The 24,149-nt window shown below is 73.9% G+C and carries 12 protein-coding genes and 3 pseudogenes; 8 read left to right on the top strand and 7 right to left on the bottom strand.

The window, feature by feature from the left end:
- Nucleotides 1-54: 54 nt before the first annotated feature.
- A pseudogene (locus KIF24_RS09320) lies at nt 55-1,966 on the bottom strand (anthranilate synthase family protein).
- A 254-nt stretch (nt 1,967-2,220) separates the two neighbouring features.
- On the opposite strand from KIF24_RS09320, the gene KIF24_RS09325 reads away from it, so the two are divergent.
- The 3 genes from KIF24_RS09325 (at nt 2,221) to KIF24_RS09335 (ending at nt 6,661) form a co-directional block, all read left to right on the top strand.
- A complete protein-coding gene (locus tag KIF24_RS09325; RefSeq protein ID WP_221083679.1) occupies nt 2,221-3,606 on the top strand; it encodes an FGGY family carbohydrate kinase in 1,386 nt (461 codons plus the stop codon).
- Between the two features lie 125 nt (nt 3,607-3,731).
- A complete protein-coding gene (locus tag KIF24_RS09330; RefSeq protein WP_331461052.1) occupies nt 3,732-6,242 on the top strand; it encodes a sensor histidine kinase in 2,511 nt (836 codons plus the stop codon).
- Nucleotides 6,243-6,244: 2 nt separating this feature from the next.
- A complete protein-coding gene (locus KIF24_RS09335; RefSeq protein ID WP_269440662.1) occupies nt 6,245-6,661 on the top strand; it encodes a roadblock/LC7 domain-containing protein in 417 nt (138 codons plus the stop codon).
- A gap of 142 nt (nt 6,662-6,803) precedes the next feature.
- Here KIF24_RS09335 and KIF24_RS09340 read toward each other — a convergent pair whose 3' ends face one another.
- Nucleotides 6,804-8,291, bottom strand: coding sequence for a GH1 family beta-glucosidase (locus KIF24_RS09340; RefSeq protein WP_221083681.1), 1,488 nt, complete (start codon nt 8,289-8,291; stop codon nt 6,804-6,806).
- Between the two features lie 962 nt (nt 8,292-9,253).
- Between KIF24_RS09340 and KIF24_RS09345 the strand changes: the two genes are divergently transcribed.
- Nucleotides 9,254-12,157, top strand: a complete 2,904-nt coding sequence (locus KIF24_RS09345) for a glycoside hydrolase family 48 protein (RefSeq protein WP_221083682.1) — start codon at nt 9,254-9,256, stop codon at nt 12,155-12,157.
- Nucleotides 12,158-12,436: 279 nt separating this feature from the next.
- Here KIF24_RS09345 and KIF24_RS09350 read toward each other — a convergent pair.
- A pseudogene (locus tag KIF24_RS09350) lies at nt 12,437-13,185 on the bottom strand (DUF3159 domain-containing protein).
- A gap of 84 nt (nt 13,186-13,269) precedes the next feature.
- On the opposite strand from KIF24_RS09350, the gene KIF24_RS09355 reads away from it, so the two are divergent.
- The 4 genes from KIF24_RS09355 to KIF24_RS09370 all read left to right on the top strand — a co-directional run bounded on the left by KIF24_RS09355 (nt 13,270) and on the right by KIF24_RS09370 (nt 16,776).
- Nucleotides 13,270-14,157: a phosphatase PAP2 family protein gene (locus KIF24_RS09355; protein ID WP_221083683.1), complete on the top strand. Its 888-nt coding sequence runs from the start codon at nt 13,270-13,272 to the stop codon at nt 14,155-14,157.
- Nucleotides 14,158-14,161: 4 nt separating this feature from the next.
- Nucleotides 14,162-14,899, top strand: coding sequence for a maleylpyruvate isomerase N-terminal domain-containing protein (locus KIF24_RS09360; RefSeq protein ID WP_221083684.1), 738 nt, complete (start codon nt 14,162-14,164; stop codon nt 14,897-14,899).
- Nucleotides 14,900-15,001: 102 nt separating this feature from the next.
- Nucleotides 15,002-15,982: an LLM class F420-dependent oxidoreductase gene (locus KIF24_RS09365; protein ID WP_221087266.1), complete on the top strand. Its 981-nt coding sequence runs from the start codon at nt 15,002-15,004 to the stop codon at nt 15,980-15,982.
- A complete protein-coding gene (locus tag KIF24_RS09370; protein WP_221083685.1) occupies nt 15,979-16,776 on the top strand; it encodes an SDR family oxidoreductase in 798 nt (265 codons plus the stop codon). The genes KIF24_RS09365 and KIF24_RS09370 overlap by 4 nt, the downstream gene beginning before the upstream one ends.
- Nucleotides 16,777-17,138: 362 nt before the next feature.
- Here the strand turns inward: KIF24_RS09370 and KIF24_RS09375 are convergent, their stop codons facing one another.
- The 4 genes and pseudogenes from KIF24_RS09375 to KIF24_RS09390 all read right to left on the bottom strand — a co-directional run bounded on the left by KIF24_RS09375 (nt 17,139) and on the right by KIF24_RS09390 (nt 24,135).
- Nucleotides 17,139-19,259: a DUF3488 and transglutaminase-like domain-containing protein gene (locus KIF24_RS09375; protein ID WP_221087267.1), complete on the bottom strand. Its 2,121-nt coding sequence runs from the start codon at nt 19,257-19,259 to the stop codon at nt 17,139-17,141.
- A 41-nt stretch (nt 19,260-19,300) separates the two neighbouring features.
- The gene (locus KIF24_RS09380; RefSeq protein ID WP_221083686.1) at nt 19,301-20,533 is read right to left on the bottom strand and encodes a DUF58 domain-containing protein; all 1,233 of its coding nucleotides are present in this window, start codon (nt 20,531-20,533) and stop codon (nt 19,301-19,303) included.
- Between the two features lie 15 nt (nt 20,534-20,548).
- Nucleotides 20,549-21,544: an AAA family ATPase gene (locus KIF24_RS09385; protein WP_221083687.1), complete on the bottom strand. Its 996-nt coding sequence runs from the start codon at nt 21,542-21,544 to the stop codon at nt 20,549-20,551.
- Between the two features lie 24 nt (nt 21,545-21,568).
- Nucleotides 21,569-24,135, bottom strand: a pseudogene (locus KIF24_RS09390) (fibronectin type III domain-containing protein).
- Between the last annotated feature and the right edge of the window lie 14 nt (nt 24,136-24,149).

Here is a 24,149-nt window from a genome sequence, read left to right on the forward strand (position 1 = left end):
TCAAGACCCGCCCGGGTCGCCGGCTGTCCACAGCGCTACCCCCGATCGGCCCGGCTATGCCTGGCGCGCCGTGGACAACTCGCCGGCCGGTGCCGGCAGCAGTTCGCGCAGCAGGTCGGCCAGGACCGCCACGCCGTCCGGGCTGAGCACCGACTCGGGGTGGAACTGCACGCCGGCGAAGGCCCGCCCGCGCAGCGCGTGCACCGCGCCGTCGGTCTCGTCGCGGGCCAGCTCGACCGGGCCGTACGGGCCGTCGGCGCGGTCGGCGGCGGCGCGGGCGGTGAAGGTGGCGTAGAAACCCACCCGGCGGGGGGCACCGAAGAGTGTGATCGTGCGCTGCATCCCCTGGTACGGCGCATCGCGTCGGTGCACCGGCAGACCGAGCAGTCCGGCGAGGAGCTGGTGACCGAGGCACACGGCGAGCGTGGGGTGCCCGGCCTCCAGCAGAGTGGCGAGCAGGCCGCGCAGCCGGACCATCTTCGCCGTGTCGCCGGTCGGGTCGCCCGGCCCCGGCCCGACCACCACCAGGTCGTACCCCTGCACCGGCTCCGGCACGTGCCACGGCCGGACGGTCACCGACAGCCCCAACGCCCCCAACTGGTGGGCCAGCATGCCGGTGAAGGTGTCCTCGCCGTCGACGATGAGGGCCCGGCGGCCGGCCAGCGCGGGCACGGCCAGCGCGCCGGACGGACGCTGGTCCAGCCAGAACCGGGCCAGCGGAGCGTTGCGGGCGGCCAGGGCGGCACGGACCTGCGGGTCGTCGGCGAGGCGGGCCGCCGGTCGGGCGTCCGGGTGCGGCGCCTGCGGTCCCAGGCCGAGGGCGGCCAGCACGCCGGCGGCCTTGGCGTGGGTCTCGGCGACCTCGGAGGCGGCCGTGGAGTGGCGCACCAGAGTCGCCCCGACCGCCACCCGCAGCTCGCCCGTGGGGGAGATCTCGGCGGTGCGGATGAGGATGGGCGCGTCGAGGATCTGCCGGCCGGTGTCGTCGTGACCGAGCAGGGCGAGCACCCCGGAGTAGTAGCGGCGCCCGGTGCGCTCGTGCCGGGCGATCACCCGGCAGGCGTTCTCCATCGGGCTGCCGGTCACGGTCGGGGCGAACATCGTCTCCCGCAGCACCTCCCGGACGTCCTTCGAGCCGCGTCCGGCGAGCAGGTACTCGGTGTGCGCCAGGTGCGACATCTCCTTCAGGTACGGCCCGATCACCTGCCCGCCCCGCTCGGCGACGGTCGCCATCATCTTCAGTTCCTCGTCGAGGACCATGTACAGCTCCTCGGTCTCCTTCTCGTCGGCGAGGAAGCGCAGCAGGGCGGCCCGGTCGGCGGCGACCCCGGTGTGCCGGAACGTGCCGCTGATCGGGTTCATCATCACCAGCCCGTCGTCGACGCTGACGTGCCGCTCGGGGCTGGCGCCGACCAGGGTGCGCGTGCCGGTGTGCACGACGAACGTCCAGTACGCGCCCCGCTCGCGCAGCAGGCGAGCGCAGCGCGGCCAGCGCGGCGGTCAGCGGGGCACCCTGCACCCGGCCACGCAGCGTGCGGTGGATGACGAAGTTCGCACCCTCGCCGCGGCCGATCTCCTCGGCGAGCACCCGGGCGACGATGTCGGCGTACTCGTCGTCGGTGATGTCGAAGGCGGCGTCGGCGGTGCGTACCGGCCCCTCGGGCAGCGCGTCGAGGGCGGTCGCCAGCGGCAGCCGGTCGTGGCGGACGATCCGCAGGCACTCCATTGGTACCCCGTCGTCGACACAGGCGAAGCCCCGCTCGGCGACCTGCCGGTAGGGCACCAGGGCCAGCGTCGCCGGGCCGGGTGCTCCGGCGGGCAGCGGGATGTCGGCGAGCCGGTCCACGGTGCACACGGTGCCGGTGAACAGGTCGAGATGGTCGGCGCCGTCGCGGCGTACCAGTGCGAACGGGCCGGGGTCGGCGCCGGCGGCGAGCGCGGCGAGCAGGTCGGTCAGCGAGTTCATTCGGTCTCCTCGGGCCGGGTGCCGCCGTCGTGGGCGGCCCTCGGGCCGGAAACTGACCGGCGGTCGCCTCGTCGGGCGGCCGCGTGGGGGAAGCTACGCGCGGGGGAGGGCCGCCGGATCGGCGGGCCACCAGCAGGACAGTCGCGCGGGCATGCGAACACCCTACGCGTCGAAGGCGGGTGTGCAAAGCCGATCGGCGTACCCGGTGCGCGCTGGCGTTGCGGCAGCGCGATCACCGGGTACGTTGACCCGCGATGAAGATTCTCGCGCTGGACCTGGGCACCTCGTCGGTGCGTGGGCTCGTGCTGGACGGCGACGTCCGGCCGCTACCGCGGGCGCTGGCCCGACGCGGCATGGTGGTCACCGTCGACGACGACGGTGCCGGCACTCTCGACGCCCGCCACTACCTGGACTGCCTGATGGAATGCCTGGACGAGCTGGGCGGGCAGGGTTGGCTGGACGGGGTGGAACTGGTGGCGGTCAGCGCCCAGTGGCACTCGGTGGTGCCGCTGGGCGTGGACGGTGAGCCGCTCGGCCCGGTGCTGACCTGGCTGGACACCCGGCCCGAGCCGGTCACCGCGACCACCGGCCCGGCCGACCCGGACGCCTTCCACCAGCGCACCGGCACCTGGTGGCACCGCTGCTACTGGTCGGTGCGGCTGCCCTGGCTGCGGGCGCAGAGCGGGGCCCGGGTGGCCCGCTTCAGCGGCCTGGCCGAGTACGTGCTGGCGCACCTGCTCACCGACGCGCCGATGTCGGTGTCCCAGGCGTCCGGCACCGGTCTGCTGGACCTGCGCACCCTGGACTGGGACGCCGAGGCCTGCGCGCTGGCCGAGATCCGTGGTGCGGACCTTCCCGAGTTGGCCCCGCGCGACTGGCAGGGCCGGCTGCGGGCCGGTCACGCCCGGCGGTGGCCCGGCCTGGCAACGGCCCGATGGACGCCGCCGATCGGTGACGGCGCCGCCTCCAACGTCGGTTCCGGCTGCGTCGACCCCACCCGGGCGGCGGTGACCGTCGGTACCTCCGCCGCGGTGCGACTGCTGCAGCGGATGCCCGCGCACACCGACCTGACGGTCCTGCCGCACCGGCTGTGGCGCTACCGCGTCGACCACGACCACGTGGTGACCGGTGCGGCGTACTCCTCCGGCGGGAATCTGTTCGCCTGGGCCGAGCAGGCGCTGCGGCTACCAGCCGGCGAGGCGTTGGCGGAGGCGTTGGCGTCGCTGCCGCCCGACGGTGTACGGCCGGCGAACATCCGCTTCGGCGGCGACCGCCCACCCGGCCACGAGCGGGCCGGTCTGGGCGAACTGCGCGGGCTGGGCTTCGGGACCACCGCCGTGGAGATGCTGGCCGGGTTGATGCGCGGGGTGTGTGAGCAGGTCGTCGACGATCTGGCAGTGCTGGAGTCGACGGTGGGTCGACCGGTGGAGGTGGTCCTCGGCGGCGGCGCGATGGCTGCCTCACCCTGGTGGCGCGAGGCGTTCGCCGCGGTGCTGGCCCCGCGGCAGGTCCGGTACGGGCGCCACCCGGAAATCGGTGCGACCGGTGCGGCGCTGGTGGCCACCGGCCGGATCACCGACGCCGTGGCGGTGGCCGACATCGGCCGGACGGATGATCAAGCCTCGGCGACCACGGCATAGGGTGGCGGCCGGCAGTACTCTTCCTGAACCATTCATAAGGGCAGGACGTTGACACTGCTCCGGGGCCTGGTTGGATGGGCGGCGCTCGGCGGGCCGCGGCGCAGGTGTGGGGGGAGGAGGAACGGGTGGGTGTAGGACCGGACCAGACGCACGGGGTGTCGCACCACCGTCGGCGTCGGTTCGACGTCCGGGTGGTGCCCCACCGGCGTCGCTCCCCGCTGCGCCTGCAGGACTGGCGGATGCGCACCAAACTGGCGACGGTGCTGGTCATCCCGTCGGTCGCCTTCCTGGTCCTGGCGGGCGTGCAGACCCAGAGCCTGGTCGGCCGGTCCAGCACCCTGGGTGACTTCGCCGCGCAGGTCGGCATCGGGCGCGAGATCACCGCGCTGGTGCACCGCCTGCAACAGGAACGCGACCGCACGGCCGGCGAGTTGCCCGCCCTGCGCGACGCCTCCGACGAGGAGAGCGCGGAGATACTGGTCACCCTGCAGCCGTACCGGGACGCCTCGGACCAGGCGGCGGCGGTCCTGCGCCGGGCGGCCGAGCCGCTCGCCGACGCGGACGCCTCCTGGCGCGACACCTACGTAGTGGCCTCCCAGGCGTACCAGCAGGTCGGCTACATCCGCAACACCATGGCCACCGTGCTGCTCAGCGACGACACCATTCTCGGCAACTACCACCGCGCGGTCGACTCGCTGCTGACCCTGCTCGCGCAGCCGACGCCCGGTTCCGACCGGCCGGAGCTGGCCGACGCGGTGTTGCGGTACGTGCAGTTCGCCCGGGCGAAGGATCTGTCCTCGCGGGTGCGGGCGGAGCTGTACGCGGCGGCCCGGGCCGGCGGCTACGACACCGAGGACGCCGCGCAGCTGCCCGACCTTCGGGCCCGTCAGCTGACCGCGCTCGGCGCGTTCCGGATCGCCGCGACGAACGCGCAGGTCTCCCGCTACGACGAGATGAGTGTGGATCCGGCGTTCGTCGCCGCCGCACGCCTGGAGGAGCAGGCGCTCGCGCAGGGTACCGCCGGTTCGCCGGTGCTGGACGCAGAGCAGTGGTGGGCGGCCAGCGAAGAGCGGCACGAGCTGATGCGGCGGTACGAGGCCGAGGTGGTGGCGGCGTCGGCGCGTCAGGCCGACGACGCGAGCGACACCCAGCTGCGCGAGACGCTGTTGGTGGTCGGCGGGATCATCGCCGTGCTCATGGTGGCGGTGCTGATCTCGGTGCTGATCGGTCGCTCGCTGGCCCGGTCGATCCGGTTGCTGCGGTCGCAGGCCCTGCGGATCGCGCAGATCGAGCTGCCCGAGGCGCTGGCCCGGCTGCGGTCGGTCTCCGGTGGCGTGCCGCAGATCGAGGTGTCACCGGCGGTGGTGCGGTCGTTGGACGAGATCGGCGAACTGGCCGAGTCGTTCGTGGCGGTGCACCGCAGCGCCGTCGGCGTGGCGGTCGAGCAGGCGACCATGCGCCGCAACGTCAACGCGATGTTCGTCAACCTCGCCCGACGCAGCCAGGTGCTGGTGGAGCGGCAGCTGGAGCTGCTCGACGACCTGGAGCGTGAGGAGGGCGACCCCGAGCAGTTGGAGAACCTGTTCAAGCTGGACCACCTCGCGGCCCGGATGCGCCGTAACGACGAGAGCCTGCTGGTGTTGGCCGGCACCGAGTCGACGCGCCGGTGGAACCGCCCGGTCGGGTTGAGCGCGGTGCTGCTGGCGGCCAGTGCCGAGATCGAGCAGTACCAGCGGGTGCGGCACGAGGCGGTGGCGGACCTGCACGTGGTCGGGCATGCCGTGGGCGAACTGGTGCACCTGCTCGCCGAGCTGCTGGAGAACGCGACCGCGTTCTCCCGTCCGGACACCATCGTGCAGGTGATGGCCCGGGCGGAGGGTCCGTCAGCGGTGATCGAGGTCGCCGACCAGGGCCTGGGCATGAGCCCGACGGCGCTGGCCGAGGCGAACGCCGTGCTCGCCGTGCCACCTGCCGCGGACGTGGCGGCGGTCGAGCGGATGGGTCTGTTCGTGGTCAGCCACCTGGCCGCCCGGCACGGTATCGAGGTGCGGCTGCACGGTGGGGCCGGCGGGCTGGTGGCCCGGGTGCGGCTGCCCGGTGCGCTGCTGGCGGTGGCGCCGCCGCCGAGCCTGGACCCGGCGCCGTCGCCGCGCGGGCTGCCCGCTGCGCCATCCCGGCCGGACGCGCCACGGACCCCTGGAGCGGCGGAGCTGCCGGTGGCCGGGCGCCGGCCGACCACGGTGCCCCGCCCGGCCCGCCCGGTGCCGGTGCGCGCCGCGGACGTGCTCGCCCCGGCAGGGACGCCGGCCGGTGGCGCGGGTTGGTGGTCCCGGGAGGGACCCTCGTCGGCGGTGGCGGCGGTGGGTGCCGGGATGCCGGCGCCGCCGGCGGTGCCGGTGACGGCGGGGACGAACGAGCGGGGCCTGCCGGTCCGGGTGCCGATGGCGCAGCTGAGCGCCGTGACCCAGCCGGCTCGTCCGGAACGGCAACCGGCGGCCCGGCACGATCCGGACCCGGCGGCCGTCGGCGGCATGTTGTCGAGGCTGTACGGCGGTGTGCGGCGGGCCGAGGCTGAGGAGACCACCGAGATGCCCGTGCCGCCGCCCGGGGTCCGGAGCGAAGGAGGACGGAAGTGACGATGTTGTCGCAGGAGGCTCGAGACCTGAGCTGGCTGGTCAGCGGGTTCGCGGAGCGGGTGCCGGGCGTGGCGCACGCGGTGGTGGTCTCCTCCGACGGGTTGCTGGTCGCGATCTCCGACCACCTGCCGCGCGACCACGCCGACAAGCTCGCCGCGGTGACGTCGGGGCTGATGAGCATCACCGCCGGTGCCGCGCAGATGTTCGACGGGGACATCGTCAAGCAGACCGTGGTCGAGATGGGCCGCGGCTACTTCCTGGTGATGCAGGTGCGGGACGGCTCGATCCTGGCCACCCTGGCGGCGGCGGACGCCGACATCGGCGTGGTCGGCTACGAAATGGCCCGGTTGGCCAAGCAGGCCGGCGAGATGCTGACCCCGGCGCTGCGCGCCGAACTACAGCAGGCGCTGCCCCGCTGACCGACCGGCCGGCGGGTCGACGGCCGGCAGCGCCCGATCGGCGGAGGCGGTGGTGGTTGCGGATCGGCGCAGGTGGAACCACTCGCCGGCGACCGGTGGCCGCCGGCGAGCGGATGCGGTCGGGGCGACCGCTGCTCCTGCCTCAGAGGGCGTTGTCCGCGATGACCTGGCGATACCAGTGGGCGCTGCGCTTGAACACCCGCCGCTGGGTGGGATAGTCGACGTAGATCAACCCCCAACGCTGCTCGTAGCCCTCGGCCCACTCGAAGTTGTCGAGCAGGGACCAGACGTGGAAGCTCTCCAGCGGCACCCCGTCGCTGATGGCGCGGTGGGCGGCGGCGAGGTGGTCGCGCAGGAAGGTGACCCGGCCGCTGTCCTCGACGGCGCCGTCGGGGGTGAGCACGTCGGGGGTGGGCAGGCCGTTCTCGGTGACGGTCAGCGGGATCGGACCGTAGTCGCGGGTGACCCGGGTCAGGGTGTCGTACATCCCGTCGGGGTAGATCTGCTGCCACTCCGCCTCGGAGGTGGGCCAGCGACGGACGGTGCCGCCGGCCGGGGTGATGTAGAGCGGGGTGTAGTACTGCACGGCGAGCAGGTCGATCGGGCTGGAGATGATCTCCAGGTCGCCGTCGCGGATGCCACGGACCATCCGGCTGTCCGGCCCGAGGTCGGCCAGCACGTCGGCGGGGTAGCTGCCGGTGAGTGCGGAGTCGAGGTAGAGGCGGTTCTCGTAGCCGTCGTAGAGACGGGCGGCCTCGGCGGCGGCGGGGGAGTCGTCGGCGGGGTAGCAGGGGTGCAGGTTGAAGGCCGGGCCGATGCGGCCGGTGCCGCCGGTGGCGCGCAGGGCCCGGACGGCGAGGCCGTGGGCGAGTTGCAGGTGGTGGGCGACGAGGTAGGCGGCGTCCGGGTCCTGCCGGCCGGGGGCGTGGTGACCGGAGAGGTAGCCGTTCTGCACGACGGTCTTCGGCTCGTTGACGGTCAGCCAGACCGGCACCCGGTCACCGAGGGCGGCGAAGACGATGTCGGCGTAGTCCGCGAAGCGGTATGCGACGTCACGGGACTCCCAGCCGCCGGCGTCCTGCAGGGTCTGCGGCAGGTCCCAGTGGAACAGCGTCGCCATCGGCGCGATGCCGCGCTCGTGCAGGCCGTCGACGAGGCGGCGGTAGAAGTCGAGCCCCCGTTGGTTGGCGGCGCCGGTGCCGTCGGGCTGGATGCGCGGCCAGGAGATGGAGAACCGGTAGCTGCGCAGCCCCAGGTCGCGCATCAGATCGAGGTCGTCGGCGTAGCGATGGTAGTGGTCCGCGGCGACGTCGCCGGTGTCGCCGTTGCGGGTGCGTCCGGGTGCGCGGCTGTAGGTGTCCCAGACCGACTCGCCGCGGCCGTCGTCCTTGGCGGCGCCTTCGATCTGGTAGGCGGAGGTGGCGGCGCCCCAGCCGAAGTCGGGCGGGAAGGTCAGCCGGGTGGCCGGGCTCGGGGCCGGCGCCGTGCGGTCCGCGGGTTCGTCGAGCTGGCTGCCGTCGAGAGCCTCGGCGTCGAGAGCCTCGGCGTCGAGGGCGGCGCCGGCCGGGTCGGCGGCGGTCGCCGGAGGCGCCGCGTGGCGCGGCAGGTGGCGCCTGGTGGGTGTCGACATGGGTTCTCCTCGTGGATGGGTTGACCGCCTGAGCCCGGGAGCGCTCCCAACACAGGGTAGAGGGTAGGCGGTCGCCGCCGGTGGCCGGTCGTCGCAGAAACGGCCGGCAGCCGCGGTGGCGGTGGGTTGCTGGGGTGGGAAGGACGCTGGGCCGGTCGGGCGGGGTGCGGCGGGACCGGGTGCGCCGAGTCGCGCGGGCGGACCGGCGGTGCGCGCCCGGACGGTCGGCGGGGCGTCGCGGATGGCGGTCGGCGGGCGGGTCGACTGCCGTGCGGGGCGCGCGGGTGATGCGCGTCTGACCCGTCGGCCTCTTTTCCCATCGTGAACGGGGGTTTAGTGTGGGGACGGGGGAGGGCAACCCCCGTCCCCACCGTGTTGCGGTACACGCACAAGCGGATTTGGCGTCCCAGTAGTGCGTGTCGCGCGGGAGCCGGGCCACGCGAGTGGCTTGAGGATCCACCTCCCTCCACTGTGGTGGGGCGACGGCTGACGGCGGTGTCCGGGCTGGCCCGCCGTCGGCCTGCGGTCTGCTCACCGGCACCGTGGGCACGACGCCGGTCGATCTTTTGGGTGGAACTTTGTCGATGGAAGCGCTCCCATCGACGTTGTTGCGACTGTAACGCCCGTCACGGCATTGTGAAAGCCCCAAAACGAGATCGAAACAACTCAGTGTTTCCGGAAGTCCTGTCCCTGGTGCTGGGAGCGCTTCCATGGCACACTGTCGATCGACCGCGCGGAGCCAGGAAGCGTGAGCGTGGGTCGCCGAGGGCATCCGGCGCGTCCGGTACGGCGTCCCGCCAGCAGCGGGTGCAGCAGTCGTCCCGACGCCACCCCGCCGCCGCCGGCCATCGGGCCGGACGAGACCACCATCCACTGGCGCCCCCCCGGACCCAATCGTCCGACGCGGGCGTCACCGCCGGGGCGTCACCGTCCCCGGCCTGGTCCGAGGAGACACCGCGCAGATGAGAAATCTGGCTAGACGTCGGCGCTTGGCGTGGCTCGCCGCCGCGGCGCTGGCGATCGGTGGGGTAACCGTGCCCGCCGCCGCCGCACAGGCCGCTCCGGCCTGCGACGTGGTTTATGCGACCAACGACTGGAGCAACGGCTTCACCGCCAACGTCACCATCAGGAACCTCGGCGACCCGATCAACGGCTGGACGCTGAGGTTCGCCTTCCCGGGCAACCAGCGGGTCACCCACGGCTGGTCAGCCCGGTGGAGCCAGACCGGCAACGAGGTCACCGCCGTCAACGAGTCCTGGAACGGCAGTATCGCCACCGGGGCCAGCACCATCATCGGCTTCAACGGCTCCTACACCGGCAGCAACCCGAAGCCGACCTCGTTCTCGATCAATGGAGTCACCTGCGGCGGCGCACCGCAGCAGCCGCCGACGGTGAGTCTGTCGGTGCCCGCCGGCCCGTTCGCGGCCCCGGCCGACGTGCCGCTGACCGCCACGGCCAGCGATCCCGACGGCACCATCGCCAGGGTCGAGTTCTACCGCAACGGCCTGCTGGTCAACACCGACACCACGGCGCCCTACGGGTACACCCTGGAGGACCTGCCGGCCGGCAGCTACACCGTGCAGGCGCGGGCGTACGACAACGCCAACCTGTCCGCGGTGGCCGAACGGTCGTTCACCGTCACCGCCGCCTCCGGCCCGGCGCTGGTCGCCACCCCGTCGTCGGTGAGCGTGCCCGAGGGCGACAGCTCGACGGTCAACCTGAAGCTGGACCAGGCGCCGACCTCGGACGTCGGGGTGACCCTCGCGCATACCGGTGACGCCGACATCAGCGCCACGCCGACCTCGTTGACGTTGACCCCGTCCAACTGGAACGCCGGGGTCGACGTGACCGTCCAGGCGGCCGAGGACTCCGACACGGTGGGCGGCACCGCCACCGTCACCGCCTCGGCCACCGGCTTCGCGCCGCTGGCGGTCACCGTCACCGAGATCGACAACGACGTGCCGGGTGGCGGCGACGGCGAGTACGTCGAGCGCTTCCTCGACCAGTACGGCAAGATCAAGAACTCGGGCTACTTCAGCCCCGAGGGTGTGCCCTACCACTCCATCGAGACGCTCATCGTCGAGGCGCCGGACCACGGCCACGAGACCACCTCGGAGGCGTTCAGCTTCTGGCTGTGGCTGGAGGCCTACTACGGGCGGGTGACCCAGAACTGGGCACCGTTCAACAACGCCTGGACGGTGATGGAGAACTACATCATCCCGTCCGACGCCGACCAGCCGACCGCCGGGTCCGCCGGTGACGCCACCTACGCCGCCGAACACGACCTGCCCAGCCAGTACCCGTCGCAGCTGGACTCGAACGTGCCGGTCGGCCAGGACCCGCTGCGCTCGGAGCTGCAGTCGACCTACAACACCGGCTCCATCTACGGCATGCACTGGCTGCTGGACGTCGACAACGTCTACGGCTACGGCCGCTGCGGCGACGGCACCACCCGCCCCGCCTACATCAACACCTTCCAGCGGGGCACCCAGGAGTCGGTGTGGGAGACCGTGCCGCAGCCGTCCTGCGACACCTTCGCCCACGGTGGTCAGTACGGCTACCTGGACCTGTTCATCGAGGAGTCGCAGGCGCCGGCCCAGCAGTGGAAGTACACCAACGCCCCGGACGCCGACGCCCGCGCCGTGCAGGCCGCGTACTGGGCGCTGACCTGGGCCAAGGAGCAGAACAAGGCGGCCGACGTCGCGGCCACCGTGGCCAAGGCCGCCAAGATGGGTGACTACCTGCGGTACGCCCTGTTCGACAAGTACTTCAAGCGGGTCGGCAACTGCGTCGGGGCCAGCGCCTGCCCGGCCGGCTCCGGCCGCGACTCCGCCCACTACCTGCTGTCCTGGTACTACGCCTGGGGTGGCGCGTACGAGACCAGCCAGAACTGGTCGTGGCGGATCGGTTCCAGCCACAGCCACTTCGGCTACCAGAACCCGTTCGCGGCGTGGGCGCTGACCAACGTCGACGAGCTCAAGCCGCGCTCGCCGACGGCGGCGGCGGACTGGACCAACAGTCTCGAACGCCAGTTGGAGCTCTACACCTGGCTCCAGTCGGCCGAGGGCGGTATCGCCGGTGGCGCGACCAACAGCTGGGGCGGGCACTACGGCCAGCCGCCGGCCGGCACGGCCACCTTCTACGGCATGTTCTACGACGAGGACCCGGTCTACAACGACCCGCCGTCGAACCAGTGGTTCGGCATGCAGGCCTGGTCGATGCAGCGCATCGCCGAGCTGTACCTGGTCAGCGGCAACGCGCAGGCCAAGGCGCTGCTGGACAAGTGGGTGCCCTGGGCGATCGCCAACACCACGCTGGGCGACGACTGGTCCATCCCGTCCGACATGCGCTGGACCGGGCAGCCGAACAACTGGAACCCGGACAACCCGCAGCCGAACACCAACCTGCACGTCGAGGTGACGGTCCAGGGCCAGGACGTCGGCGTCGCCGCCGCCTACGCCCGCACGCTCATCGCGTACGCGGCGAAGTCGGGCGACACCGCGGCGAAGGACACCGCCAAGGGGTTGCTGGACGCACTGCACTCCGTCAGCGACGACCAGGGCGTCTCGACGGTGGAGACGCGGGGCGACTACGAGCGCTTCGACGACGTCTACGACGCCTCCACCGGACAGGGCCTGTACATCCCGCAGGGCTGGACCGGCGAGATGCCCAACGGCGACGCCATCGCCCCGGGCAAGAGCTTCGTCGACATCCGGTCGTTCTACAAGAACGACCCGGCGTGGCCCAAGGTGCAGGCGTACCTCGACGGCGGGGCGGAGCCCGAGTTCCGCTACCACCGGTTCTGGGCCCAGGCGGACGTCGCCATGGCCTACGCCGACTACGGGAAGTTGTTCCCGAACGGCTGACCGAACTCCTCCGGGTGGGCGGTGACCCGCCCGAAGGCGTGGCCGGGCCTCGGGGGTAGAGGCAGGTCCGGCTGAGCGGCCTGACACCCACGGTCAGGCCGGGGTGGGTCGACCCTCTGGCCGACGCAGCGGAGCGGTCGGCCCACCCCACCACGTCCGAGCCGCCCGGCTCGGTGCGCAGATCGCGAAAAAAAGTGGCCGCCCCGGGATCACAACCCGGCCCGGGACGGAGTAACGTACATCACCGGAGAGGCCGCTCCCCCCGTGGCGGCCTCTCCCTTAATGTCCCGGCCCGTATTGTCCCGGCCCGTTGTCCGGCTCCCGCACCGGCTCGCCGTCGTCGCCCGCCGTCGCGGCCGGTCCGCCGTCCGGCGTCACCGGATGCCGCAGCCCCGGATGCCCGGCCGGCAACGACCGGCGCACCACCGCCCAACTGAGCGCCAGGGCCGCCGCCACCAACGGCCAGGTCAGCCCGACCCGCGCCGCGGTCAGGGCGAGCACCTGCCCGCCGAGGTACAGCGGCAGGAAGACCGCCACCCGCAGCACGTAGGTCGCCGTCCACACCCAACTGCCCAACCCGTACGCCCGCAGCAACGCCGGATCACGTCGCCACCGCCCACCTTGGCCCAGCGCCACGCCGACGACCACCCCGAGCAGCGGCCAGCGCACCACGATGCTGACCGCCCAGACCAGGGCGCTGGCGGCGTTGGCCAGCAACTGCACGAGGAAGAAGTCCTCGGCGCGACCGGTGCGGACCACGACCAGCGCGGCCACGCAGACCGCGAGCAGCCCGACCAGCACGGACCGGGGCCGGTCGCCCCGGCGCAGCCGCCCCCGGCCACCAGCGCGCCGGTGGCCAGCGCCGCCACCACCCCGACGGTCACCGACTGGCCGGCCAGCAGCCAGCCCGCCGCGAACGCGACAGGCGGCGCAGTGGCGTCGACGGCTCCCCGACGGCCGCCGAGCAGGTCGGCGAGCGACTCGGGCCGCCCGGCCGCCACGGGATCACGTTCCGACGTCCCGGTCACCGTCGCCTCCTTCACCTGCGCCCCAACCTATCGCCACGACTGGGCCGGGCCACCGGGCGAGGGGCGCCGGTGTGCCGCTAAGTTGTGCGGGTGCGCGTGACGGCGAGGGGCGGGACGGCGGTCTGGCTGGTCGTGCTGGCCCTGATCCAGGCAGCGGCCTTCATCGCCGTCTGGCAGTTCGCGCTGCACGTCGAGGTCGGGCAGTGGATCGACACGGTGGCGTTGACCGGCAACCAGATCGGCCGCAACCACATCGACGAGCCGGTGGACCGGATCCTCAACGCCATGTCCGTGGTGTCGCTGCTGGCGGTCACCGTGATGATCGGGTTCATCGCGCTGATCCGGGGCCGGATCGCCCTGGCCGTCGCGGCCACCCTGCTGATCGCCGGCGCCAACGTCACCACCCAACTGCTCAAGTACGGCCTGACCCGACCGGACTACGGCGTCGATCCGGAGCGGATGTACGTGGGCAACAGTCTGCCCAGCGGGCACACCACGGTCGCCGCGTCGGTGGCGGTGGCGTTGGTGCTCGTGCTGCCGCCGAAGGTGCGGGCCTTCGCCGCCGTGATCGGCGCCGGCTACGCCGCGACCGCCGGGGTGGCGACCCTGTCGGCGGGCTGGCACCGGCCCAGTGACGCGGTGGCCGCCTTCCTGGTGGTCGGGGTCTGGGGGGCGCTGGCCGGCCTACTGCTGCTGGTCACCCAGCGGGAGCGGGCGGAGGTCGCCGCGGGTGACGCGCACCGGCGCACCGCGCTGCTGCTGGGGCTGGGCGGCGTGCTGGCGCTCGCGGCCTGCGCGCTGGCGCTGTGGTGGCTGGTGAGCCTGCGGGCCACCGCACCGGCGGAACTGCCCCGCCGGCCCCTGTTCGTCGGCTACGCCGGCGGCGCCGCCGGTATCGCCGGATCCATGGCCGTGGTGATGGCGCTGATGCTCACCGCCGTGCACCGCCTCGTTCCCCGCCACCAGGGCTGAGGCCGTGGCCGAGGTACGCGACGCCTTCCGGGACGAGTGCGCCAGGCTCGGCGAGGTGCTGCGCACCCTCGAACCGGCGGACCTCGACCGGCCCACCGGATGCCCGCCGTGGACCGTGGCGGATCTGCTGGCGCACGTCCACACGGGCGCCGCCCGGCTGGCGGGCATGCTGGCCGCCCCGGCACCCGCCCGGGCGCGGGTCGACGCCGCCGGCTACTTCGATGCGACCAAGTTCAGCCCCGAGGTGGATGCCGCGCGGGTCGAGGCGGCCCGGGTCGAGGCGGTGCGGGTCGAGGCGGTGGAGGCCGGGGTTCGCGTCGGCCCGCCCGAGCATCGGCGGGCGTCCGGGCCGGGGCTGGCCGCGGACTTCGAGCGGGCCTGGCGGGCCACGCTCGCAGCGGTCGACGCCCACTCGCCGGACCGGGTGGTACGCACCCGACACGGCGACGCGATGACGACGACGCAGTTTCTGCGCACCCGCGTGGTGGAGGTCGGCGTGCACGGCCTGGACCTGGCCGCGGCGCTGGGCCGGCCGCCGTGGCTGACCCCGGCCGCCGGCCGGGTGATCGCCGACCTGCTCACCGGTGGGCGGGCACTGCCGGCCGAGCTGGGCTGGGACCGGCTCACCCTGATCGCCAAGGCCACCGGTCGTACCGCCGGTAGCCCCGCCGAGCAGGCCACGCTCGACGCCGCCGGCATCCGCCTGCTCCGCTTCGGCCGGCAGCCCACCAAGCTGTCGTAACCCCACCGGACGCCCCTGAGGTGGGCGGACCCGGAATCCGACGAGATCTTGCCCGGCACCCGAACGCCGGGGCACGATCGACCGATGACGACGCGATGGGCAATGACGGTGCCGTTGGGCGGAATCCCGCTCGCCGACCACGCCGCGGTGTACGCGGCCCTGGCCGAGGCCGGCTACACCGACGTGTGGTCCTCCGAGGTCAACGGCACCGACGCGTTCACCCCGCTCGCCCTGGCCGCCGCCTGGCAACCCCGGCTGCGGCTGGGCACCGCGATCACCCCGGCGTTCACCCGCGGGCCCGGACTGCTGGCGATGAGCGCCGCCGCGCTCGCCGACGTCGCTCCCGGCCGGTTCGCCCTCGGCATCGGCGCGTCGTCGCCGGTGGTGGTCTCCGACTGGAACGCCGTCGAGTTCACCGAGCCGTTCCGGCGCACCCGCGACATGCTGCGATTCCTGCGCGCGGCGCTGCGCGGGGAGACCGTCGACGGGGCCTTCGACACGTTCGCCGTCCGGCGCTTCGCCCTGGAACGGCCGCCGGTGGTGCCACCGCCGCTGCTGCTGGCCGCGCTGCGTCCCGGCATGCTGCGGCTGGCCGCCGCCGAGGCCGACGGGGTCATCCTCAACTGGCTCGCCGCCGCCGACGTGCCCCGGGCGGTCGCCGAGCTGGGGCAGCGGCGTCCACAGTTCGACGTGGTCGCCCGCATCTTCGTCTGCCCCACCGAGGACGCCGCCCACGCACGTACCCTCGGCCGCCGGATGATCACCAGCTACCTGACCGTGCCCGCGTACGCGGCGTTCCACCGCTGGCTCGGCCGGCAGGACGCGCTGGCCGGCATGTGGCAGGCATGGGCGGCCGGAGACCGGCGCGGCGCCCTGGCGGCCGTGCCGGACGAGGTGGTCGACGCGCTGATCCTGCACGGCTCGCCCGAACAGTGCCGGAAACAGGTCCACCGCTACGTCGAGGCGGGGGTGGACGTGCCCGTACTGGCGCTGCTGCCCACACCGGAAGTGGCCGCCGGGGACGCCGCGGCGCTGACCACGCTTGTCGCCCGGCTCGGCCCCGGCGTGCAGGAGACGCTGTGAACCTCACCGGCCGGGTCGCGGTGATCACCGGTGGGGCCGGCGGGATCGGGGCGGCGCTGGCCCGCCGGTTCGCCGCCGAGGGCGCCGCGGCGCTCGTGCTGGCCGACCTGGACGGCGCCGCCGCCGCCGCGGTCGCCGCCGCCGTCGGCCCGCCGGCCACCGGCGTCGCGGTCGACGTCGCCGACGAGGAGCAGGTACGCGCCCTGGTCGCCGACACGCAACGCCGCTACGGCCGGATCGACGTGTTCTGCGCCAACGCCGGAGTGGCCACCGGTGGGGGAGTGGAAACCGACAACGCCAGCTGGGAACGGGCCTGGCAGGTGAACGTGCTCGCACACGTCTACGCGGCGCGGGCGGTGCTACCGGCGATGCTCGCCCGGGGCAGCGGCTACCTGCTGCACACCTGCTCGGCCGCCGGCGTGCTGACCTCGGTCGGCGACGCCGCGTACGCCACCACCAAGCACGCCGCGGTGGGGTTCGCCGAATGGCTCTCGGTGACCTACCGCGACCAGGGGGTGCGGGTCAGCGCGCTGTGTCCACAGGGCGTCGACACCCCGATGCTGGCCGACGGACTGGCCGCCGGGCACCTCGGGGCCCAGGTCGTCGCGGCGTCCGGTGCGGTGCTCAGCCCGGACCAGGTCGCCGCCGCGGCAGTGGCCGGGATGGCGGAGGAGCGGTTTCTGATCCTGCCGCACCCGGAGGTCGCCGGCTACGCCCGGCGTCGTGCCGAGGACCCCGACGGCTGGCAGTCCGGCCTCCGTAAGCTGGTCCGCCGCCTAACGGCCACCGGATAGCCCGCCACCCCTTCGTCGATCATGGAGTTGTGGTGCCGGAAAAGTCGCTGATGACCTAATTTGTCAGGCGCCACAACTCCATGATCGACGCTGCGGGTCAGCGGTGCCAGCGCAGCGGGCCCGGATGCACCGACCAGAGCAACCGACGCCATCGGGAGCGGGCCGCGCGCAGCGCACCGTGGTAGGTCGTGGCTGCCCCGGCGGCTGCCCGGGCCTGTTCGGCGGTGGCCGTGCCGGGCGCGAAGCCGACGTGGTTGATCAGCCTGGCCAGGTCGTCGACGGCGCGGTGTGCCGCCGTGAGCCCCGGACGATCGCCGCCGGCACCATGGCCGGCACCGTCCTCCGCGCCCCAGCCGTCCGTGTCACCGGCACCGGCGGCACCGGCACCGGCACCGGCGGCACCGGCACCGGCACCGGCGGCACCGGCACCGGCACCGGCACCGGGGCGGCCGTGGCGAGGGTGGGGGCGGGGTGCCCCGGCAGGTCGCTGCGGTCAGGGCGTGCCGGGCCCGCTCGGCGACCTCGGTGGCGGACAGGTCGGCGGCGACCGGCCAGCCGGCCAACCGCAGCGCATCGGTCAGCTCCCGCCAGGCGCCGGCGATGCGGTGGCCGGGGTCGCCCCGGTACAGCCGACCGCGGGACTGCGCCCGCCGCAGCCCGGCGAGGGCGGCCAGCAGCGCCACGACCACGAGCATCAGCCCACCGCCGGCGCCACCGACCAGCACCGGCGTCGGTACGCCGCCGGACTCGGCCCGGCCGGCCGGCCCCGCCAGCGGTGGCGGCGAGGCGCTTGGCTCCAGCGTCGGCTCCGGCTGCTCCGACGGCGGCGGATCCTCCGGCTGCGGGCGGAAATCCTCCGCCACCGGCCGAGGCTCGTCGTCCGGGCGGGGCAACGGGTCGAACGACACCCACCCCAGACCCTCGAAGAGCACCTCCGGCCAGGCGTACGCGTCGGCGGCCCGCACCGGCCCCGAACCCGGGGCGGCGAACCCGACCACCACCCGCGTGGGCAGCCCGGCCAGCCGACCCAGCACCGCGAAAGACGCCGCGAACTGTTCGGAGGTGCCGCGCTGCCCGCCACCGGCCGGCGGTCCGAACAGGAAGAACTCCAGGTTCGGATAGGCGTGCCCGCTGGGCGCGTCGGCAACCAGCCGGTAGTGCTCGGCGAGCCACTGCTCGATGGCCGCCGCCCGGGCGTACGGAGCACCGTTCTCCTCGGCCAACTGGGCGGCGAGCCGGCGCAACTGGTCGGGCACCCCGTCGGCGACGTGCAGCACCCGGGCCACCTCGTCGCCGGCCGGGGTGTTCGCGGTGGCCAGCAGGTTGACGTCCGGGTGTTCCCGCGCCGACGTCACCGTGTAGCGCAGGCCCGGGGTGAGGCCGTCGGGGCGGAGCAACGTGCCGGTGTCCACGTCGTAGGCGACCCGGGCGCCGCTGACCTCGCGCGGGGTCGGCACGGCGGGTAACAGCCGACCGCTCAGCTCGCCCACCGTGATCTCCTGCCGCACCGTCTCCACCCGCGCGTGCGCAAGCGGCTCCGCAGCCGGCAGGATCCGGCCGGCGTTGCGGTACGTGGCGCCGACCCGCCAGGTCACCCCGTCGTAGTCGCTGAGCACGGCGAGCCGGACCCGCACCCCGCCGCCGTCCGCCACCGGATCAGCCGCCGCCGACGCCGGCCCGGACCCGCCGGGCCGGTCGGTGGCCACCTGGAACAGCTGCTGGTCCGGATTCAACGCCCAGCCGGAGATCCGGATCAGCGGGCTCTCGTCCAGCGTCTGCACCTGCGGCGGCTCCACATAGCGCCGCGGATCCACCGGCCGGGTGTCCACCAGCGCCGCCACCGCCGGGCCGAGCACCGCCGCCAACGCCACCACCAGCGCCGTACCGGCGGTCGAGGCCACGGCCAGCCGGACCCGCACCCCGGACCGCACGGCCGGGACGAGCCCGTCGACCGGGTCGCCGCCCACCGGCCGCCCCGACACCGCCAACCCGAGCGCCGCCACCGCCACCAGCACCACGGTCTGCCCGATCGCCGGCTCCGTGTTCGGCCCGACCACGTACAACGCACCGACGTAGAGCAGCACCGGCGGCAGATAGCCCAGCAGCACCCGCCCGGCCCGCACCGCCACCTCCGCACCGGCCAGCCCGGCCAACCACGCGGCGACCAGCGGCAACAGGATCGTGTCCGGAGTCGGCTCCACCGGGATCATCGCCGTCAGCAACCGCGGAATGGCGTTGCGGGCGGCATCACCGGCGACCTCGGCGAAGCCGCCCGGCAACTGCGCCGTCGCCGCCGCCCGCCACAGGCACCACGCCGTCCACGAACCCATCGCCAGCACCGACACCGGAGCCACCAGCCAGGACGGCAGCCGTCGCATCGCCACACTGATCAACACCGAGCCGACCGCCGCGCCGGCCATCAGCACCGGCAGCAGCGACCCCGCGTACACCCGGCCGAGCACCACGCCGGCCAGCGTGACCATGGCGACCAACGCCGCCGGTACCGGCGCCGCCCGCAGCAGCCTCACCACCGGCGCACGCCGTCCCACTCGGCGGCGAACGCCGCCCCGTCGACGGCGTCGACGACGACCAGACCCGCCCCGCCCGGCGTCGGCTCCGCGGCGCCGAACACCCCGACCACCACCGACGGGTACGCCCCCCGCAGCGCGCCGACGTGCCCCAGGTCGTCGCGGCCACCCGGCCCGGTGAGCACGACCAGGGTGTCGCCGAGCCGATCGCGGCGCAGCCGCGCCGCCGCGGCCTCCAGCGTGCCGTCACCGGCCAGCGACACCGCGGCCAGCCGGTCCAACGGCCCGACGGCGTGCCGGTCCGTCGCCCCACCACCGCCGGTGGACCCGCCCCCGCCCGGCTGCGCCACCGCCCCGCCCCGACCGGGCCCGGCCGGCCCGGCCGGTTCCGCCGCCGGATCGGAAGCGACGAAGACCAGCACCACCGGCAGATCGTCCCGCACCGCCGCGGTGACCACCGAAGCCGCCGCCTCGCAGGCCGACTCGAACGACTCGGCCACCCCGGCGACCCGCTCGGGGTGCGCGGCAACCCGGTTGTCCACCAGCACCACGATCCGGGGCAGGCTGGTGTCCACGTTCTCCCGCACCATCAGCTCACCGACGCGCGCGCTGGTGCGCCAGTGCACCCGGCGCAACTCGTCACCGACGACGTACTCGCGCAGCGAATCGAAGGTGATCGAACCGTGCGGCACCGCGTCGACCCGCCCGTCGAGACTGCGCCCCGCGCCGGTCGGCACCGCACTCAACGGGTGAATGCGCGGGTGCACCCACACCGGCACGCTGCCACCGTACGAACGGGCCAGCACCAGCAGACCGAGCGGATCGCGTCGGGTCACCCGCAGCGGCCCGACCGGCACCACCCCCCGCCGGCTCGTCGGCACCTCGTAGCGGGCCGTGGTGTCCGCGCCGGCACGCAACCGCAGCACCGGCACCGGCACCACCCGGTCTCCGCAGCGGTCGGTGGCCAGCAGGCTCGCCGCCGGCAGCCGCCCCGCGTTGCGCACGGTCAACGTCATCGTCGCCGGCTCGCCCCGGGCCACCCGGTCCGGCTCGGCCTGCCGGTGCACGGTCAGCCGGGGCCGCCGGGCCGCGACGGCCGCAGCGACCGCCAGGGCGGTGCCGGCCGCGGCGCCGAGCAGCGTCAACTCCGGGTACGCGAACCGGAAGCCGGCGCCGAGCAGCAGCACCGCGGCGACAAGCAGCCCGATGCCCCGGGCGGTGATTCCCACGCCGACCCTCGCCGGTCAGGGGTGCGCCGGAGCCGGCTGGCCCGACGGCAGCGGCACCGGCACCGAGGCGACGGCCTGGCGCAGCACATCCGCGGCGGTCACCCCGCGCACCTGCGCGTCGGGGGTGAGCAGCAGCCGGTGGGCGAACACCGGTTCGGTGAGAACCTTCAGATCCTCCGGCATGATCCAGCCACGCCCGTCGATCAGCGCGTACGCACACGCCGCCCGGGTCAACGCGATCACCCCGCGAGGGCTGACGCCGACCCGCACCTGCGGATGGGTACGGGTCGCCGCGGCCAGCCGCACCGCGTACGCGTACAGCGGCTCGGCAATGTGCACCCGCAGGGCCATCCGCACCATCTCCCCGACGGTGGCGGTGTCGGCGACCGCGGCGAGCGCCTCGGGGGACCGCACCGTCGCCCCACGCAGCACCTCGACCTCCACCGACTCGTCCGGATATCCCACCGACAACTTCACCAGGAACCGGTCCAGTTGCGCCTCCGGCAGCCGGTAGGTGCCGTCCATCTCCACCGGATTCTGGGTGGCCACCACCAGGAACGGCTGCGGCACCGGATGACGCACCCCGTCCACCGTGACCGTCCGCTCCTCCATCACCTCCAGCAGCGCCGACTGCGTCTTCGGCGACGCCCGGTTGATCTCGTCGGCGATGACGATGTTGGCGAACACCGGCCCGGGATGGAACTCGAACCCCCGGCTGGCCTGGTTGAAAATGGTCACCCCGGACACGTCCGAGGGCAGCAGGTCCGGCGTGAACTGGATCCGCCGCCACTGCCCCTTCACCGTCGCCGCGATCGCCCGAGCCAGGGTCGTCTTGCCCACCCCGGGTACGTCCTCCAGCAGCACGTGCCCCTGGGCGAACAACGCGGTCAGCGCCAGGCGGACCACCTGCGGCTTGCCGAGCACCACCGCGTTGACGTTCTCGGCCAGCCGGGCGGCAAGGGCGGCGAAGCCCTGCACCTCCTGCTGGGTGAGCGGTTCGTGGCTGTTCACGGTGGTGCTCCTCGGCTGGGCGGATCAGCAGGTGGGCAGGACGTCGACGTCGTCCCCGCCCTCCAGGTTGAGCCAGGCCCAGGGGATGTAGTTGCGCCCGCTGTACTCGACCTGCACCCACCAGGTGCTCTGCTTGTTGTCGTTGTAGATCCAGGAGTCGATGTTCGTACCCCGCACCCGGCAGTACGCCCTCAGCCGGGTGCCGGGCTCCGCCCAGCCCACCTGCCGGTCGTTGTCCTGCCGCGGCACCGCGAAGACCTCGTTGCCGTTGCGGCCGTCGCGGTCCCGGTCGCAGTACGTGCGCTGGTCACCGTCCGGGCCGTTGTTGCAGGTGGCGACCCCGTACAGGGCGTCCGTCGGCTGGGCCCGGGTGGCCGTCCCGTCACCGGCGGCGTTGGTCGCCGTCACCGTGAACGTGTAACCGGTGCCCGGCGTCAACCCGCTCATCGTGATGCTCGAACACGGCCCGCTGCGCGCCGGCTGACCCGACCTGCTCAACGTGCAGGTCGCCTGCCCGCCACCGGCGTCCACGGTGAACGTCACCGTCGCCGCCGTGGCAGTCGCCGACGACCCGGTCACCGTCACCCGGGGCGGCGCCACCGTTCGCGCCGTCGTCGTCGCCTCCGGACCTTCGCCGGCCTCGTTTACCGCCCGGACCCGCACCGTCACGTTCTGCCCGTCACCCAGGCCACCCACGGTCGCACCGGTGTCGGTCACCTCGCTGCGCCGACCATCGACGTCCACCACGTACCCGGTCACCGGCCGGCCGTTCGCCACCGCCGGCGCCCACCGCACCGCCACCGTCCCCGGCTGGTCGGCCACCGTGCCCGCCCGCAACTCCAGTGGCTCACCGGGCACCGTGAACGGCACCACCGTGTTGCTCACCGGCGACGCCTCCGACGCCGCACCCTTGTCGTTGACCGACACCACCGCGAACGCGTACTGGGTGCCGTACTCCAACTCGCCGGCCTCGACGACCAACTCGGTGCCGGTCGACTCGCCGACCGGAGCGTTCGTACCGGCCGACGTGGCCGTCACCGCGTACCGGGCGATCTTGTTGCCCTGCCCGTTCGCCTCCGGCCAACTCACCACCACCGTGCCGTCCGCCCGTGCCTCGGCCGTCACGGCGGTCGGCGCGTCCGGCACGTCCGCCGTCGGCGTCACCGGGTTGCTCGTCCGCCTCGGCCCCGCACCCTTCGCGTTCACCGCCTGCACCGAGAACCGGTACGTCTCGCCGTTGGTCAGCTCACCGACCTCCACCGAACGCTGGTTCGCGCCGACCTCCAGCCGCTGCCCGGCACCCTCCACCACGTACCGGATGATCTCCGCGCCGTTGGCCGACGCCGGCCGCCAACTCACCCGAGCCTGCGCGTCACCGGCCGCCGCGGTCACGCTGCGCGGCGCACCGGGCGGCCCGCCTCCGGCTTCCTCGGCGGCGGAGGCGGCGGCGGGGGCTCCGGCGGCGGGTCACCGCCGAGCACGTCGTTGGCGTACTTGTCGACCTCCCGCACCTGGTGCGAGTCGTCGACCACCCGTGCGGTGGCCGCGTCGGGGGCGTTGATGAACAGGTAGTTCTCCCGCACCTCCAACTCCAGCGGACCACCCCACCTGCCCCGGATCGTGTCGGTCAGCCGGCCCTGCGCGTCGAACGCGTACACCGTGCCCGCCGCCTCGTCAGCGCAGTAGAACCGCCCGGCCCACGCCACCGCCGCACCGAGCCGATCACCATCACCCGGCACGGTGAACGAGCGCATCTCGCCGCCGTCGGCGATCGCGTGCACCTGACGCTGACCCGGCACCGTCACCGGCACCACCGGCCCGCTGGTGCGCACCGGCATGATGCCCGGCCCGGTCAACGTCGAGGCCAACGCCGTGCGCCGCGTCGTACCCCGCACCACCGTCACCAACGCCCCGGCCGTGCGATCCAGCACCGCCACCCCGTCGTCCAACGTGGAGACCACCAACTCGTGGCTCGCCTCCGCCACGTCGTACGTCTCCACCTGCCGCGGACCCACCGGCGAGCCCTCCGCCGGCGCCGACGGCAACGCCGCCGGGGTGATCGCCGAGACCGTACCCTCCGCCGGCACCGCGATCCACAACCGGCCCTCGCCGTCGAACGCCCCACCGGTGATCCCCGGCGGGTAGCGCACCGGCTCACCCACCGGGGCCAGCGACCGCGGGTCCAACTGCCGCACCACACCCTGCACCGCGTCCACCACGAACGCCGCGTCCTCGTGCAGCGCCACACTCACCCCCAACCCGGGGGTGGTCGGCGTCGTCGCGGTGAGCTGCAGCGTGGCCAGGTCCAGAGTGCTGATCTGACCCGTGTTCAGGTCCCGCAGCACCAGCAACCGGTCCGTCTGCACCACCTGCATCGGATGCCGCCGCGCCGCCGGCACCTCCATCCGGGTGTCCACCCGGGCGGTCACCCCGTTGACCCGGGCCAACTCGCTGCGCGCCGCGCTCCACAGCCACGAACTCGCGTCGTAGCTGGCCACCGCATTGTCCGCCGAGCCCAGCCCGAGCACGGTCAGGCCCATCGCCGCCAGCAGCGCCAGCACCGTGCCCACGGTGACCAGACCACCGCGCATCCGGGACCGGGAAC

This window comes from Micromonospora tarapacensis, from assembly GCF_019697375.1.
In the GTDB taxonomy this organism is placed as follows: domain Bacteria; phylum Actinomycetota; class Actinomycetes; order Mycobacteriales; family Micromonosporaceae; genus Micromonospora; species Micromonospora tarapacensis.